The 14670-nt window shown below is 60.4% G+C and carries 16 protein-coding genes; 10 read left to right on the forward strand and 6 right to left on the reverse strand.

All coding sequences use genetic code 11. From position 1 onward, the window contains the following. Positions 1-15 precede the first annotated feature (15 nt). The 7 genes from GZ093_RS03440 (at position 16) to GZ093_RS03470 (ending at position 5502) form a co-directional block, all read left to right on the forward strand. The gene (locus GZ093_RS03440; protein ID WP_296482139.1) at positions 16-204 is read left to right on the forward strand and encodes a DUF2065 domain-containing protein; all 189 of its coding nucleotides are present in this window, start codon (positions 16-18) and stop codon (positions 202-204) included. Positions 205-261: 57 nt separating this feature from the next. Then, on the forward strand, positions 262-1410 hold the full coding sequence (locus GZ093_RS03445) for an ATP phosphoribosyltransferase regulatory subunit (protein WP_296482142.1): 1149 nt from the start codon (positions 262-264) through the stop codon (positions 1408-1410). 25 nt (positions 1411-1435) lie between these two features. Further along, entirely contained in the window at positions 1436-2812 is a 1377-nt protein-coding gene (locus tag GZ093_RS03450) for an adenylosuccinate synthase (protein ID WP_296482145.1), read from the forward strand. Positions 2813-2907: 95 nt separating this feature from the next. Then, a complete protein-coding gene (locus tag GZ093_RS03455) occupies positions 2908-3432 on the forward strand; it encodes a phosphoribosyltransferase (RefSeq protein WP_296482147.1) in 525 nt (174 codons plus the stop codon). A 28-nt stretch (positions 3433-3460) separates the two neighbouring features. Continuing rightward, positions 3461-4669 carry a PLP-dependent transferase gene (locus GZ093_RS03460; protein ID WP_296482149.1) on the forward strand — a complete coding sequence of 403 codons (1209 nt, stop codon included), beginning with the start codon at positions 3461-3463 and terminating at the stop codon, positions 4667-4669. Positions 4670-4721: 52 nt separating this feature from the next. Continuing rightward, positions 4722-5165, forward strand: a complete 444-nt coding sequence (locus GZ093_RS03465) for a type II toxin-antitoxin system RatA family toxin (RefSeq protein WP_296482152.1) — start codon at positions 4722-4724, stop codon at positions 5163-5165. Beyond that, a complete protein-coding gene (locus GZ093_RS03470) occupies positions 5155-5502 on the forward strand; it encodes an RnfH family protein (protein WP_296482155.1) in 348 nt (115 codons plus the stop codon). Before GZ093_RS03465 ends, GZ093_RS03470 begins: the two co-directional genes overlap by 11 nt. 30 nt (positions 5503-5532) lie before the next feature. Here GZ093_RS03470 and GZ093_RS03475 read toward each other — a convergent pair whose 3' ends face one another. Further along, positions 5533-6054 carry a DUF4124 domain-containing protein gene (locus GZ093_RS03475; protein ID WP_296482157.1) on the reverse strand — a complete coding sequence of 174 codons (522 nt, stop codon included), beginning with the start codon at positions 6052-6054 and terminating at the stop codon, positions 5533-5535. 129 nt (positions 6055-6183) lie between these two features. Here GZ093_RS03475 and guaB point away from each other — a divergent pair, with 129 nt between their 5' ends. The 3 genes from guaB to GZ093_RS03490 all read left to right on the forward strand — a co-directional run bounded on the left by guaB (position 6184) and on the right by GZ093_RS03490 (position 10877). Continuing rightward, the gene (gene guaB / locus GZ093_RS03480; RefSeq protein WP_296482160.1) at positions 6184-7653 is read left to right on the forward strand and encodes an IMP dehydrogenase; all 1470 of its coding nucleotides are present in this window, start codon (positions 6184-6186) and stop codon (positions 7651-7653) included. A gap of 60 nt (positions 7654-7713) precedes the next feature. Continuing rightward, the gene (gene guaA, locus GZ093_RS03485; protein WP_296482163.1) at positions 7714-9324 is read left to right on the forward strand and encodes a glutamine-hydrolyzing GMP synthase; all 1611 of its coding nucleotides are present in this window, start codon (positions 7714-7716) and stop codon (positions 9322-9324) included. 296 nt (positions 9325-9620) lie between these two features. Continuing rightward, positions 9621-10877, forward strand: coding sequence for a tyrosine-type recombinase/integrase (locus GZ093_RS03490; RefSeq protein WP_296482166.1), 1257 nt, complete (start codon positions 9621-9623; stop codon positions 10875-10877). On the opposite strand, the gene GZ093_RS03495 is transcribed toward GZ093_RS03490, so the two are convergent. The 5 genes from GZ093_RS03495 to trbF form a co-directional block, all read right to left on the reverse strand. Further along, on the reverse strand, positions 10855-11226 hold the full coding sequence (locus tag GZ093_RS03495; RefSeq protein ID WP_363260113.1) for an AlpA family phage regulatory protein: 372 nt from the start codon (positions 11224-11226) through the stop codon (positions 10855-10857). The two genes, GZ093_RS03490 and GZ093_RS03495, sit on opposite strands and share 23 nt — an antisense overlap. Before the next feature lie 142 nt (positions 11227-11368). Next, a complete protein-coding gene (locus tag GZ093_RS03500; RefSeq protein WP_296482169.1) occupies positions 11369-11626 on the reverse strand; it encodes a DUF2274 domain-containing protein in 258 nt (85 codons plus the stop codon). Then, on the reverse strand, positions 11623-12948 hold the full coding sequence (locus tag GZ093_RS03505; RefSeq protein ID WP_296482170.1) for a TrbI/VirB10 family protein: 1326 nt from the start codon (positions 12946-12948) through the stop codon (positions 11623-11625). Before GZ093_RS03505 ends, GZ093_RS03500 begins: the two co-directional genes overlap by 4 nt. Before the next feature lie 2 nt (positions 12949-12950). After that, positions 12951-13964: a P-type conjugative transfer protein TrbG gene (trbG, locus tag GZ093_RS03510; protein ID WP_296482173.1), complete on the reverse strand. Its 1014-nt coding sequence runs from the start codon at positions 13962-13964 to the stop codon at positions 12951-12953. Next, positions 13961-14665, reverse strand: coding sequence for a conjugal transfer protein TrbF (gene trbF, locus GZ093_RS03515; RefSeq protein WP_296482178.1), 705 nt, complete (start codon positions 14663-14665; stop codon positions 13961-13963). The genes trbG and trbF overlap by 4 nt, the downstream gene beginning before the upstream one ends. Between the last annotated feature and the right edge of the window lie 5 nt (positions 14666-14670).

The raw sequence follows: 14670 nt of genomic DNA on the forward strand, positions 1-14670 counted from the left end.
TAAGAAGAAGCCAGTTTGAATGCTGACACTTTCTGGCTGGCCATGGCCCTCGTTCTGGTGATCGAGGGCTTTTTTCCGTTTGTATCTCCGGCACGCTGGCGCCAGATGTTTCTGCAGATTCTTCAATTGAGCGACGGCCAGCTGCGTTTTTTCGGCTTATGCACCCTATTCTCCGGTGCACTGCTCATTTGCTGGCTGCTGTGACCGATTCTGGTCCCATAGCCCGGTAAAATCACCTTTTTAACAGCTCCCCAAAATCACATGTCTGCTTGGGTCCTGCCGGATCACATTGCCGATGTCTTGCCGTCTGAAGCGCGGCACATCGAAGAACTTCGTCGCAACCTGCTGGATACCGCGCGTTGCTATGGCTATGAATTGGTGATGCCGCCCCTGCTGGAGCATCTTGAATCGCTGCTCACCGGCGCTGGCGCGGCGCTGGACCTGCAAACTTTCAAATTGGTCGACCAGCTCTCCGGTCGCATGATGGGCTTGCGGGCGGACAGCACACCGCAAGTCGCCCGCATCGACGCCCACCTCCTGAATCGTCCGGGCGTGACGCGTTTGTGCTACTGCGGCCCGGTATTGCACACACGCCCTGGCGCACCCCATGCCAGTCGGGAGCCGCTGCAATTCGGCGCTGAGATCTACGGTCATGCCGGGTTGGAGGCTGATCTTGAGATATTGACGTTGGCACTGGACTGCCTCAAAGTGGTCAAGGTGGCATCGCCCAGCGTGGATCTGGCCGATGCACGCATCGTGCACGCGCTGCTCAAGGGCGTGCCGCTCCAAGGTGTCCAAGCTGAGCAAATTTACGCCGCACTGGCAGCCAAGGATGCCAGCGAATTGGCCGTCTTGACCAAGAGTTTTCCAGCGCCGTCGCGTCAAGGCCTGTTGGCATTGATGCAACTCTACGGCGATGAAAAGGTGCTGCTTGAGGCTGAAAAAGCACTCCAGCCCTTGCCCGCTGTGCGTGAGGCGCTATCAAACTTAAAGTGGCTGGCGGGTCAACTCGACGGCGCCAAGGTCAGCTTTGATCTGGCTGATCTGCGCGGTTATGCCTACTACACGGGCACTCGGTTTTCAATTTACGCGGCTGGCGCCAGTGATGCCTTGGTTCGCGGTGGCCGCTATGACGAGGTCGGTGCGGTGTTTGGCCGTAATCGCCCGGCTGCGGGATTCAGCCTGGACGTCAAGGCCCTGGTCGGCGTGCTGCCAGCGCGGCCCTTGCGCGCGGCGATCCGTGCACCGTGGCCGGATGCCGCTGACTTAGCGCGGGCCATCACGTCCTTGCGTGCGCAAGGCGAGACCGTAGTCTGTGCCTTGCCAGGCCATGAAAGTGAAGTTGATGAGTTCCATTGCGATCGCGAGTTGATCTCGCGCAGCGGGCAATGGACCGTGACACCTATTTAAGAACAACTGAAACGAAAGCAAAGAAATGATAGCAACCAAAGGACGTAATGTCGTGGTCGTGGGCACCCAGTGGGGCGACGAGGGCAAGGGCAAGCTGGTCGACTGGCTGACCGAAAGTGCGCAAGGGGTGGTGCGTTTTCAGGGCGGCCACAACGCCGGCCACACCTTGGTGATCCACGGCGTCAAGACCGCGCTGCATCTGGTGCCCAGCGGCATCATGCGTGCGGGCGTCAAGTGCTACATCGGCAATGGTGTGGTGCTGTCGGCGGCCAAGCTGTTCGAAGAAATCGAGGCGCTGGAGAAGGCGGGGGTTGAACTGCGTTCACGCCTGCGCATCAGTGAAGCCTGTCCACTGATTTTGCCGTTTCATGCTGCGCTCGATGTCGCGCGTGAAGCGGCGCGCGAGCAAGGTGGCCAGGCCAAGATCGGCACCACCGGGCGTGGTATTGGCCCGGCCTACGAGGACAAAATTGCGCGGCGCGCCCTGCGCGTGCAAGACCTCAAGTTCCCGGAACGTTTCGCGCGCAAGCTGCACGAGTTGCTGGACTTGCACAACCATGTGCTCACCAGCTATCTCGGTTCTGTCGCGTTTGATTTTGGCGCCACGCTGGCGCCATACATGGCAGACGGCAAAGTACTGTTTCAACCGGTGTTTGACGAAGCCATGCGGCATGCCGAGCAGCTCAAACCGATGATGGCTGACGTGTCGCGCGAACTCAATGAGGCCCATCTCAAAGGTGCCAACTTGTTGTTTGAAGGTGCGCAAGGCACGCTGTTGGACGTCGATCACGGCACCTACCCCTACGTGACATCGAGCAACTGTGTGGCGGGCAATGCGGCGGCCGGTTCCGGTGTCGGCCCGGGCATGTTGCATTACGTCCTCGGCATCACGAAGGCCTATTGCACCCGTGTCGGTGGCGGTCCGTTTCCGACCGAACTGGACTGGGAAGTCAAGGGCACTCCGGGTTACCACATGAGCACCGTTGGCGCTGAAACCGGCGTCACCACCGGCCGCAGCCGGCGCTGCGGCTGGTTCGATGCGGCCTTGCTAAAGCGTTCAGCCCAGGTCAACGGCTTGACGGGGCTGTGCATCACCAAGCTCGATGTGCTCGATGGCCTGAAAGAACTCAAGCTCTGCACGGGTTACCAGCTTGATGGTGAATTGACGGATATCCTGCCGATGGGCGCTGATGACATTGAGCGCTGCACACCGGTTTACGAAACAATTGCCGGCTGGAGCGACAACACCGTGGGCGTCACCCAGTTTGACAAACTGCCAACCAACGCGCGCCTGTATTTGCAACGCATTGAGCAGATCACCGGCGTGCCGATTCACATGGTGTCCACCGGGCCTGACCGTGAACAGACCATCCTGATGCGTCATCCCTATCTGGCGGATTGACTCTGTCAGATGGCAATTGTCAAATAACTTAGGCAAAATTGACCTCTAGCCCCCGTGTTATATACGTAGTAAGCTATTAATTTAGGATTAAATTCATGTTGACTGAAGACGGCAAGCACCTGTACGTGAGCTATGACGAGTACCACAACCTGATCGAAAAGCTGGCCATCAAGATTCATCAATCAAACTGGCCGTTCGACACCATTTTGTGTCTGGCCCGCGGCGGCATGCGTCCTGGTGACATCCTGTCGCGCATTTTTAGCAAGCCGCTGGCCATCATGTCCACAAGCTCTTATCGCGCGGATACCGGTACCGTGCAGGGGGACCTGGACATTGCGCGCTTCATCACCACTCCCAAAGGCGAAATTGCCGGCAAAGTGCTGCTGGTGGATGACCTGGCAGATTCAGGGCAGACGCTCAAGGCCGTCATCAACCAGCTCAAGACCAATTACAGACCCATCACCGAGTTACGCAGCGCGGTGATCTGGACCAAGGGCTTGTCCACCTTCACGCCCGATTATTCGGTGGAGTTCCTACCCACCAATCCCTGGATTCACCAGCCTTTTGAGGGCTATGACGCCTTGCGCCCGGAGCAGTTGATCGAAAAGTGGAGCGTTTAACAGTTCACCTGACGTAGCGGAACTGACCATGGCCGACCTCACCACCACGCTGATTCACCACGCCTACGTGCCGCCTGCAGGCTTTGCCGCGCCGCAACCGGGCGTGTTCAAGGCCTCTACGGTCATCTTTCCCAATGTGGCGGCGATGCGCAACTTTGAGTGGAAGGACAAGACCGCCTACACCTACGGTCTGCATGGCACGCCCACCACTTACATGCTGGAAGAGCGTCTGTGCACGTTGGAGGGCGGCCTGCAATGCCTGCTGCTGCCCAGTGGGTTGGCGGCTATCGCCAATGTGGCCCTGTCGCTGCTGCGTACCGGTGACGAAGTGCTCTTGCCAGACAACGCTTATGGCCCCAACAAAGTTTTGGCCGAGGGCGAACTCAAGACCTGGGGCATCACGCACCAAACCTATGACCCGATGAATCCGCAGGACCTAGCGGCCAAAATCGGCCCGCGCACGCGCCTGGTCTGGCTGGAAGCGGCGGGCTCCGTCACGCTGGAGTTTCCGGATCTGCGCGAACTGGTGCGCCTGTGTCAGGCCCGTGGTGTGCTGACGGCCCTGGACAACACCTGGGGCGCCGGGCTGGCCTTTGCGCCGTTTGACCTGACGCCCGGCGCCAGCCCCGCCCTGGGCGTTGATATCTCGGTGCACGCGCTGACAAAATACCCCAGCGGTGGCGGCGACGTGCTGATGGGCAGCGTCATCACCCGTGACGCTTCACTGCACATGAAGCTCAAGCTTACCCACATGCGCCTGGGGCTGGGCGTGGGCGCCAACGATGCCGAAGCGGTGTTGCGGGCACTGCCCAGCATGGCGCTGCGCTACCGGGCACACGACGAAACCTCACGCGTACTGGCGCGCTGGTGCCAGACCCGCAGCGAATGTGTGCAAGTGCTGCATCCTGCGCTCATCGACTCGCCTGGGCATGGACATTGGCTCGCGCTGTGTCAGGGGGGGCCGGGCGGCGCGGCGGGCCTGTTCAGTATTATTTTTGACTCCAAATTCAGCCAGGACCAGATCGATGCGTTTTGCAACGCGCTCAAGCTGTTCCGGCTGGGCTACAGCTGGGGCGGGCCCATGAGCCTGGTCATGCCTTATGAGCTGGCATCGATGCGCAACGCCTGGCCGCCCTACCTGAAGCAAGGCACCCTGGTGCGCTTTTCGGTCGGTCTGGAGGCAGTCGCCGATCTGCAGGCCGATCTGAAGCAGGCCCTGCAAATGAGCATGGCCTGAGCCAAGCCTGGACCCACCTGTAATCTCCTGGCCGGCAGACCACCACCCCACTATGAAAACCGTCACCAAGTCCGTCCTCATCTGGTACAGCCGGGCCGAGATGTATGTGCTGGTGACCGACGTGGATCAATATCCAAAATTTTTACCCTGGTGTGATCGCGCGCGCGTCGTCACGGGTGACGAGGCCGGCATGACCGCGGAGATTGGCATTTCTTTCAGCGGCATCCGTCAGACCTTCACCACGCGCAACACGCATGTGCCGGATCGACAGGTGGCCATCCAGTTGGTAAACGGCCCGTTTTCAAGACTGGATGGTGAGTGGAATTTTGTGCCTATTGGCGATGATTCCCAACGGGCTTGCCGGGTGGAGTTGACACTGCACTACGGATTTGACAACGCCACGCTGGGAAAACTGGTAGGCCCGGTGTTTGACAAGATCGCGGCCAGTATGGTGGACGCTTTCGTCAAGCGGGCCAAACAAGTCTATGGCGAGTGAGGCTCGCCTTCAAATCACGGTGGTCTATTCGCCGGCCGCCCGCGATGTGCGCGAGGTCGTGCTGCAACTGAGCGCAGGCACTACGGTGTTACAGGCCTTGCAGACGAGTGGGTTGTTACAACTTTTCCCGGTGCTTGATCCATTGACCCTGGTGCTGGGCGTGTGGGGTCATAAGGCAAGTCTGACTCAAGTGCTCCAAGACAATGATCGGGTCGAGATTTATCGCTCGCTCAGCGTGGACCCCAAGGTGGCGCGCCGGGAGCGCTTTGCCAGCCAGGGCGCTCGCAGCGCCGGGCTCTTCGTCAAGAGACGAGCAGGGGCCAAGGCAGGCTACTGAGTTGGCGACCCATGCTGCCTCTTGATCTGGCTATTGGCAGTCAGAAGTCACGATGGCCTGAATACGCTTCACCTCGATGGCGCGGGCAGCGTCATCAAGCACCTCGCGTTCGCCTTTTTCGTTGACGCGGCTGACTCGCACGCCGGAATCAAAATTGGCTTTGGCTTGTTTGGCGCGCGCGCAGTTTTCAACTTTGGCTTTCACAACCCTCTCTTGCTCGGCTTGGCGTTGGGCGGCCTGCGCTTCTTCTGCTTTCTTCTTCTTGTCAGCCAGCTCTTTGTCGATGCCGCTGAGTTTGGGCGCACTGGCCGCCATTCGCGCCGCCGTGGCTGCGGTGGCGGGCGCCAGCGCAGGCGGGGAGGTATCTGCAGTCGCCGGGGCTCTGCCGCCCATGCCCGGACGTTTCAAAATATTCTTCTCCAAGACGTCGGAGGGAGGTGCGCGGTCGCTGAACACCTTGCGTCCATCCTTGTCAGTCCACTGCCACTGCGCTGACGCTGCCAGCGAAACCAGGCATGCAAGAAGAATCAAGATTTGCCGGATATTTTTCATGGCTGAAGTTTAGCGCGCAGCCGGTGCGTCTGGCGGGGGCTTACCCGCATAAATGACGTTTGCGCCAGCCGCTGCGACTGCGAGACGCGCCAGTGGCGCGGGTACAATCCGCCATTTGGAGCCTTGACCATGCGCCTTATCGGCAAAGCGCTCACCTTCGACGATGTCTTGTTGGTGCCAGCGTACTCCCAAGTCCTACCCAAGGACACTTCTCTCGCCACCCTTTTCACCCGCAATATTGCGCTCAACCTGCCCTTGGTCTCTGCTGCCATGGACACGGTGACCGAGTCGCGTCTTGCCATTGCCATCGCGCAAGAGGGTGGCATTGGCATCGTCCACAAAAACATGACGGCGCAGGAGCAGGCGGCGCAAGTGGCCAAGGTGAAACGCTATGAGTCCGGCGTGCTGCGCGACCCGGTGGTTATCACGCCGCAGCACACCGTGCGCCAGGTGATGGACCTGTCGGCGCAACTCGGTGTCTCCGGTTTTCCGGTCTGTGACGGCGGCAAGGTGGTCGGTCTGGTGACGGGGCGTGATCTGCGCTTCGAGACCCGTTACGACCTGCCCGTGAGCCAGATCATGACGCCGCGCGACAAGTTGATCACCGTGCCTGACGGCACCACCATCACACAGGCGAAGGTGTTGCTGAACCAATACAAGATTGAGCGTCTGCTGGTGGTGAACGACGCCTTTGAGCTCAAGGGACTGATCACCGTCAAGGACATCACCAAGCAAACCAGTTTCCCCAACGCCGCGCGCGATGCCCAGGGCAAGCTGCGCGTCGGCGCCGCCGTTGGCGTGGGCGAGGGCACCGAAGAGCGTGTAGAGGCCCTGGCGCGTGCGGGGGTTGATGCCATCGTGGTGGACACCGCGCATGGTCACAGCAAAGGCGTGCTCGACCGGGTGCGCTGGGTCAAGAAGAACTTTCCGCACGTTGATGTGATTGGCGGCAACATTGCGACCGGTGCCGCAGCGCTGGCGCTGGTCGAGGCCGGCGCGGACGCGGTCAAAGTCGGCATTGGTCCAGGCTCCATCTGCACCACCCGCATCGTGGCGGGGGTGGGCGTGCCGCAAATCATGGCGATTGACAGCGTGGCCTTGGCGCTCAGAGGCACTGGCGTGCCGCTGATTGCCGACGGCGGCATTCGCTTCAGTGGCGACATCTCCAAAGCCATTGCCGCGGGGGCCAGCACCGTCATGATGGGTGGCATGTTCGCGGGCACCGAAGAGGCACCCGGTGAAGTGATTCTGTTTCAGGGCCGCAGCTATAAGACCTACCGCGGCATGGGCTCCATCGGTGCCATGCAACAGGGCAGTGCGGACCGCTATTTTCAGGAGTCTCCAACTGGCAACCCGAACGCCGACAAGCTGGTGCCCGAAGGCATTGAAGGCCGCGTGCCCTACAAGGGCACCATGGTCTCTATCGTGTACCAAATGGCCGGTGGCTTGCGCGCCAGCATGGGCTACTGCGGTTGCGCCACGCTTGAAGAGATGCAAAACAAGGCCGAGTTTGTGGAAATCACCACCGCCGGTATCCGCGAAAGCCATGTCCACGACGTGCAGATTACCAAAGAAGCACCGAACTACAGAGCCGAGTAATTGCGGGACAGACCGCCGTTACGCGAAGCGAACAAGCTCTGTCCTCAACTGATTAGAGATATGCATCAAAAAATCCTCATTCTTGACTTTGGCTCGCAGGTCACCCAGCTCATCGCACGACGCATCCGCGAGGCCCATGTGTTTTGCGAAGTGCATCCCTGTGACGTCACCGACGACTGGGTGCGCGCCTATGCCCGTGATGGCAAGCTCAAGGGCATCATCCTGTCGGGCAGCCACGCCAGCGTCTATGAAGACTCGACCGACAAAGCGCCGCCTGCGGTGTTTGAACTGGGCGTACCGGTGCTGGGCATTTGCTACGGCATGCAGACCATGGCGCACCAGTTGGGCGGCATTGTCACCAGCGGGCACCAGCGCGAGTTTGGTCCGGCCGATGTACGCGCGCATGGTCACACCGCCTTGTTAGAGGGCATTCAGGACTACAAGACGCCTGAGGGCCACGGCATGCTGCAGGTCTGGATGAGCCACGGTGACAAAGTCACCGAGTTGCCGCACGGCTTCAAGCTGATGGCCTCTACTTCCAGTTGCCCGATCGCTGGCATGGCCGATGAAGTGCGGCATTTTTACGGCGTGCAGTTTCACCCCGAGGTGACGCACACCAAGCGCGGCGCGGCGATTCTGGAACGTTTTGTGCTCGATATCTGCGGCGCCCGGGCTGACTGGATCATGGGCGACTACATCAGCGAAGCGGTGGAACAGATCCGCGCCCAGGTCGGCACCGAAGAAGTGATTTTGGGACTCTCCGGCGGGGTTGATTCCTCCGTCGCCGCGGCCCTGATTCACCGCGCCATTGGCGATCAACTGACCTGCGTGTTCGTCGATCACGGCCTGTTGCGCCTCGACGAGGGCGATCTGGTGATGGAGATGTTTGTCGGCAAGCTGCACGCCAAGGTGATTCGCGTCGATGCCGCCGACCAGTTCCTGGGCCAGCTCGCAGGCGTGAGCGAGCCGGAAGCCAAACGCAAGATCATTGGCCGTGAATTTGTCGAAGTGTTCAAGGCCGAGGCCGCCAAGCTCAAGGGCGACCAGTCGCGCCACGTCGCCTGGTTGGCGCAAGGCACGATTTACCCGGACGTGATCGAGTCCGGCGGTGCCAAGAATAAAAAAGCGGTCGTCATCAAGAGTCACCACAACGTGGGTGGCTTGCCAGAGCAACTCGGCCTCAAGCTGCTCGAACCCCTGCGCGAGTTGTTCAAGGACGAAGTGCGCGAGCTCGGCGTGGCGCTCGGTTTGCCCTATCACATGGTGTACCGGCATCCGTTTCCCGGCCCCGGTTTGGGGGTGCGGATTCTGGGCGAGGTCAAGAAGGAATACGCCGACTTGCTGCGCCGGGCCGATGCCATCTTTATCGACGAACTGCACAACTTTATCGACGAGGTATCGGGCAAGAGCTGGTACGACCTCACCAGCCAGGCTTTCACGGTGTTCTTGCCGGTCAAGAGTGTCGGCGTCATGGGTGACGGCCGCACCTACGACTATGTGGTCGCCCTGCGCGCGGTGCAGACCAGTGACTTCATGACCGCCGACTGGGCCGAGTTGCCTTATGCGCTGCTGAAAAAAGTGTCGAGCCGCATCATCAACGAGGTGCGCGGCATCAACCGCGTGACTTATGACGTGTCGAGCAAGCCCCCTGCCACCATTGAGTGGGAATGATTTTAGGTCTTTCGGTAGCTTTCGCGGACTATCGGAAAAGTAACTTAACCAATTGATTTATATATGTTTATATCACTAAATCTATCGACACCTATTGACGGCAAGCGAAACTTTTTGTCGGTAATTCTGACGGTAATGAAAACTAGGCAAGTCATCAAAAAATATTTACCGTCTGACTGCTTTCCGCACTGACGGTAAAAAATAATAGAAAAAGCTAGTATTCATGCGGGTTTCAGAGCATTCTGTGTCTTTCGAGCCGTTGACGGTAAAATTACCGTTCTCAGGAGGACGCACCAATGCTGACCGATACCACACTGAAGAACCTCAAGCCCAAGGACGCGCCCTACAAGGTGACGGACAGGGACGGCATGTATGTCACGGTCTCGACGGCGGGTACCGTCACGTTCCGTTATGACTACCGGATCAATAGCAGGCGCGAGACGCTGACGATTGGCCGCTATGGGCCAGGCGGTCTGTCGCTGGCCCGTGCACGCGAAAAGTGCATCGACGCGAAGCGGACAGTTTCGGAAGGACAGTCCCCGGCGCAGGAAAAGCAGCGAGAGAAACGGCGCCTGTCGGAAGCCAAAACCTTCCAGGAATTTACCGACGAGTGGTACGAGGGTGCCCGGATGGCCGACAGCACGCGGTCGATGCGCAAGAGCATTCTTGACCGGGACATTCTGCCTGTGTTCAAGAGTCGCCTGCTGAGTGAGATCAGCCCTGACGACCTGCGCAATCTGTGCAACAAGGTGAAGAGCAGGGGAGCGCCAGCAACGGCAATCCATGTCCGCGACATCATCAAGCAAATCTACGATTTTGCCATCCTGCACGGCGAGAAGGTGGCCAACCCTGCCGACGACGTTGGGCCATCGTCGATCGCCACTTTCGTGCCACGGGATCGAGCGCTGTCGCCGTCCGAGATACGCATCATGCTCAAGCAGTTGGAGTACGTCGCTTCGTACCCGACCATCAAACTGGGACTGCGGCTGATCTTGCTCACGCTGGTGCGCAAAGGCGAACTCATCCACGCGACATGGGATGAGATCGACTTCGAGAATGCACTGTGGACTATCCCTAAAGCCCGCATGAAGGCCGCCAAGGCCCACAACATCTACCTGTCGCAGCAGGCGCTCGACATCATGATCGCACTGCGCACCTGCGCCGGTGGCTCCAAATACCTGCTGCCTTCGCGCTATGACGGCGACAAGTGCATGTCGAACGCCACGCTGAACCGTGTCGCGCAGATAGTCGTGGAACGGTCGAAAGCGAAGGGTCTGCCAATCGAAAGTTTCTCGGTGCATGACCTGCGCCGCACCGGTTCGACCATCCTCAACGAGCTGGGCTTCAACAGCGACTGGATCGAGAAGTGCCTAGCCCACGAAGATGGCCGCTCGTCACGCGGGGTCTACAACAAGGCCGAATATGCGGAGCAGCGCCGTCACATGCTGCAAGAGTGGGCCAACATGATTGACGCCTGGGTGGCAGGTGAGTCGCACACGCCGACACTGCTGCCACCATCGATGAAGCTCATCACAACACGGGCGCTGATTTGACCGGACGACGCTTGCGCTGACGCACGTCAGGTGAGGGAGCTCGCTTCAATTGCGATGTGTCAGAGGCCTGTCGTCGTGCTACCAGCCAGGTTTCCACTTCCGTCAAATCCCACACCACACACCGGGCGGTCAGGTTAAACCGTCGGGGAAATTCCCCTCGGCGTTCCATGTCGTAAATCGTGGTGTCTGCCAATGGCACGATTTGGCGCAGTTCGGTTCGACGGATCGTGCGTCGGAATGGCAAGGGATTTGCCACGACGAGTTGCGACAAGCTGCGGCCTTGAGGCAGATTGTCATTGTCATTGTTGTTTGAGTTTCCGGTTGGCATCATTTGATCTATGCGGCCCATGATTGGCTCCATCATCAGTGTGGCCGCCACCGCTTGAGACGCAGCGTCCATTGTGTAAGTGCAATGTCGTCATATTGGCCTTTCCGATATCTATTGAAAACTCGCTCAGGCGTGTATGGGCGTAAGCCGGTCGTCTGATCGCCTAAGGGTGCGACGCGGGTTTCGTCAGCGCTACCGGCGCACCATTCGCCGACGTCTTCCTGAACCCCCGATCCCGCGCCATGAACGCTTCCAGCATGTGCGGAATCAGTGTCGCCGCATCGACCGCCTCGCCATAGGCCTGTGCATGCAACGCCGCGTAGCGGTCGAGGTCAACCTTGAGACTGACGGGGCAAGCAAAGGTCAGCTTCGTGACCTCCTGCCTTGGCAGCGGCCCGAGTCGCAGCTTGTTCGCACTCATCGCGATGTCTTTATGTTGAAGAACATTGGCTGATACGGCCGCAGCACCAGATCTCGGTTCACGATGATTCGCACCGACAAACCGGGGCGCTCGGTCAGCGTCGGCTGGATGTTTATGTTGCGGCGAGTCATCTCCTGACCCACCTGGTTCACCGAATCCTTCAGGCTGTCGCGCCCGGCGATCACCACTCGATCACCGCTATTGCGGTTCTCCGGCGCGGCCAGCTCGGCACCGACACCCAGCAGCGTGGTCAACGCAGCCCCTGCGAAGACGCGATCCCAATGCCAATCGACACCATCCTCCAGGCCCGCGTAGCCAGCCGGGTCGGAACCCACCAGATTGTCGAGCTGGAACGACGACGTGTCCGGCAGGATCACCCGATTCCAGACCACCTGTACGCGGCTTTGCCCGTAGCTGACCTGGCTGCTGTACTTGCCCATCAGCCGCGCCCCCTGCGGGATTAGCAAAAACTTGCCGGTAGCTGTGTCATAGATCGGCTCCGTCACCGTGGCGATCACGTCCCCCGGCAGATCAGACTTGATGCCCGTCACCAAGGCCGCCGCAATCACCGTGCCGGCCATCACCTGGTACGGCGACGCTGGCATTTGTAGATTTCCGGAATTACGGGTTTGCGTAGAACCGGCTTTGGACAGAAACGCCTCCTTCTGATCCTGCCGGTTCTGCACTGTCGTCGGATCGGCGGGTTGAGCCGCCGTCGAAGCCGGCCCCGCAGCCAGAGGGTCAAAAGCCGCATTCGCGTTCAAGCCTTCAGCGAGTGCGACCTGCGCTGGCGTGGCAGTGGGAGTAGCAGCGGCAGCTCGCTGACCGCTCGAACGGAAGAACACCGACGACCCCACCGCCGCTTCAACCTCCTTCAAGCGCGCCAGTCGCTCGGCTTCCGCCGCATCGTGTCCAGGTTGCTGCTGGCCGTAGCCCTGCGCCCTCTGCTCAGCCTTGAGCACGGGGCCACCCAAGTCGCCCGGCAGCGGCGCACCGAGCTGCGGCACCTCAACTGGCAGCTTAGGCGGCAGTTTGGAATAGTCCGTCGGCAATTGGGCCAGCCCTTCGGAGCGCGCCACGCGATCGACGTTGTACAGCTCAGTCTGTTCCGCGCCGCCACGGCGCTGCTTTGATTGCAGCGACCAGAAGGTCGCACCGAGCACGGCGACGGCCAGCCCGCCGACGAGTGCGGCCAGCATGCGCCTGTTCAAGCGGGTCACCGGACGCGGCTGGGCACGCAATGTCACGTTCTCGGGGGGCACTTTCGGGGCCGTGTGCGGTACGTTTGGCACAGGCATATCAGGGGCATTGTCCTTGCTCATATTCAGTTCCTCCGCGTGCTACCCGCGATGCCATCGGTACGCTCAATGCGCACCACATCGCCCTTGTCTGCACCCAGGCGCAACTCAGCCGCGCCAAACAGCCGATCCACGATGTAGTACGGCGAGCGGAAGCGGTAATTCACGAGTTGCCCGTCACCCTGCGCGCCGATGACGAACAACGGCGGCAATTCGCCTTGCGCGATACGACTAGGGAACTGGATATAGACCTTCTCGCCGTCGTCGAAGGCGCGTAGCGGCTTCCATGGCGGATTGCTGCCGCTGATCGCATAGCGGAAGCGAATCTTCTCCAGCGACAGGCCCGCATCCACCGGCGCGCTAACCTGAGCCGCCTGAGCCTGGCGCTGCAAGGCCAGCATGCGATCCTTCGGATAGTCCCAGGACACCGATGCCATCCACGTCTGTGGTGTCGAGGTCAACTCGACTAGGTAGGTGCGCCGACTCGTGGTCACGACCAGGTTGGTCTTGATGCCGCTGCGTGTCGGCTTGACCAGCACGCTCACGCGCAGGTCTGCGCCAGCACCGCTGGAGGTGTCGCCCACGATCCAGCGCACGGTATCGCCGGCGGCCACCGTCACCAGTTCCTCGCCCGGCTGCAGCGAGATCACCGTCACCCGGCCCGGACTGGCATAGATCTGGTACAGCGCACCATCGGTGAAGGGCCAGACCTGGATCGCATTAATGTAGCCCTCGCGGGTTGGTGCCATGCGCGCTTCCAGATTGGCGCGGGAAACGCGCAGCTTCTCGTCGGCAGGCTCAGGGACTGGTTTTGCCGACACCTCATCCGGCAACGCTTTCAACTGCTCGGGCAGCGGCAAGGGTTGTGAAACCGCCACCACCTCCACTGGTTTGGGCAATTCGGGCAAGGCCTGCGCCTGCACCGGTTCATCCAGCGTGATGACGGGTGGCGGCTTGCCCTGCGTGGCACAGCCAGTGATCGCGATGGATGCGGTCACCAGTACAGATACAAAAACGTAAATGCGTAAAGATGGTTTCATGGCTTGGTTCCTTCTGAAGAATCGAGTTCACGGCTCCACGACAGTCCATTGACGTAGATGCCCAGCGGATTGCGGCGCAGCTTCTCTTCGGTGCGCGGCGGCTGCAGGACGATGGAAAGCACGGCGGTCCAGCGCTCCAGCCCGGCCGCCGCGCCATTGACGTAGCGGCGTTCCGTCCAGCGCACCTGGAACGACGCATCGCTGGCGCGCACGACGCTGTTGACCTGCACCGTCACCGACTCCTTGCCGACACGCGCAAACGGATCGTTGGTGCGCGCGTAGTCGTTGAGCGCGGCAGCGCCGCGGTCGGTCGTGTAGTCATAGGCATCGAGCCAGTTCTGCCGCACGACGATGGGGTCGATGGACAGCGAGCGCACCAGCGTGATGTAGCGCGCCAGGTGGTGCGCCGTCTGCGCATCGTTGGGTTTGTACGGCGTGGCCGCTTCGCCCACGGCGCGCACCTGCCCGCCGTTGTCCACCTCCACCACATAGGGCGTGACGATGGACTGTGCCGAGCGCCAGACCAGGCCGCCCGCCATCAGCAAGGCCAGCACCAGACAGCCAAAGGCCATCAGCCGCCAGTTTTTCGCCTGCACGCGGGCCGAGCCGATACGCTCGTCCCACACCTGTTCGGCGGATTGGTACGGAGTGGCAGGCTGTGGCGTTTCCGCGTAGCGCACCAAAGGTCGTTTGAATCGCATGAGAT

Source organism: Rhodoferax sp., from assembly GCF_010365055.1.
Classification (GTDB): Bacteria; Pseudomonadota; Gammaproteobacteria; order Burkholderiales; family Burkholderiaceae_C; genus Rhodoferax.

Excerpts from the sequence above, each read along its gene's own strand:
- GZ093_RS03445 (WP_296482142.1), top strand. The coding sequence starts at position 262 with ATGTCTGCTTGGGTCCTGCCGGATCACATTGCCGATGTCTTGCCGTCT.
- GZ093_RS03450 (WP_296482145.1), top strand. The coding sequence starts at position 1,436 with ATGATAGCAACCAAAGGACGTAATGTCGTGGTCGTGGGCACCCAGTGG.
- GZ093_RS03455 (WP_296482147.1), top strand. The coding sequence starts at position 2,908 with ATGTTGACTGAAGACGGCAAGCACCTGTACGTGAGCTATGACGAGTAC.
- GZ093_RS03460 (WP_296482149.1), top strand. The coding sequence starts at position 3,461 with ATGGCCGACCTCACCACCACGCTGATTCACCACGCCTACGTGCCGCCT.
- GZ093_RS03465 (WP_296482152.1), top strand. The coding sequence starts at position 4,722 with ATGAAAACCGTCACCAAGTCCGTCCTCATCTGGTACAGCCGGGCCGAG.
- GZ093_RS03470 (WP_296482155.1), top strand. The coding sequence starts at position 5,155 with ATGGCGAGTGAGGCTCGCCTTCAAATCACGGTGGTCTATTCGCCGGCC.
- GZ093_RS03475 (WP_296482157.1), bottom strand. The coding sequence starts at position 6,054 with ATGAAAAATATCCGGCAAATCTTGATTCTTCTTGCATGCCTGGTTTCG.
- guaB (WP_296482160.1), top strand. The coding sequence starts at position 6,184 with ATGCGCCTTATCGGCAAAGCGCTCACCTTCGACGATGTCTTGTTGGTG.
- guaA (WP_296482163.1), top strand. The coding sequence starts at position 7,714 with ATGCATCAAAAAATCCTCATTCTTGACTTTGGCTCGCAGGTCACCCAG.
- GZ093_RS03490 (WP_296482166.1), top strand. The coding sequence starts at position 9,621 with ATGCTGACCGATACCACACTGAAGAACCTCAAGCCCAAGGACGCGCCC.
- GZ093_RS03495 (WP_363260113.1), bottom strand. The coding sequence starts at position 11,226 with ATGGGCCGCATAGATCAAATGATGCCAACCGGAAACTCAAACAACAAT.
- GZ093_RS03500 (WP_296482169.1), bottom strand. The coding sequence starts at position 11,626 with ATGAGTGCGAACAAGCTGCGACTCGGGCCGCTGCCAAGGCAGGAGGTC.
- GZ093_RS03505 (WP_296482170.1), bottom strand. The coding sequence starts at position 12,948 with ATGAGCAAGGACAATGCCCCTGATATGCCTGTGCCAAACGTACCGCAC.
- trbG (WP_296482173.1), bottom strand. The coding sequence starts at position 13,964 with ATGAAACCATCTTTACGCATTTACGTTTTTGTATCTGTACTGGTGACC.
- trbF (WP_296482178.1), bottom strand. The coding sequence starts at position 14,665 with ATGCGATTCAAACGACCTTTGGTGCGCTACGCGGAAACGCCACAGCCT.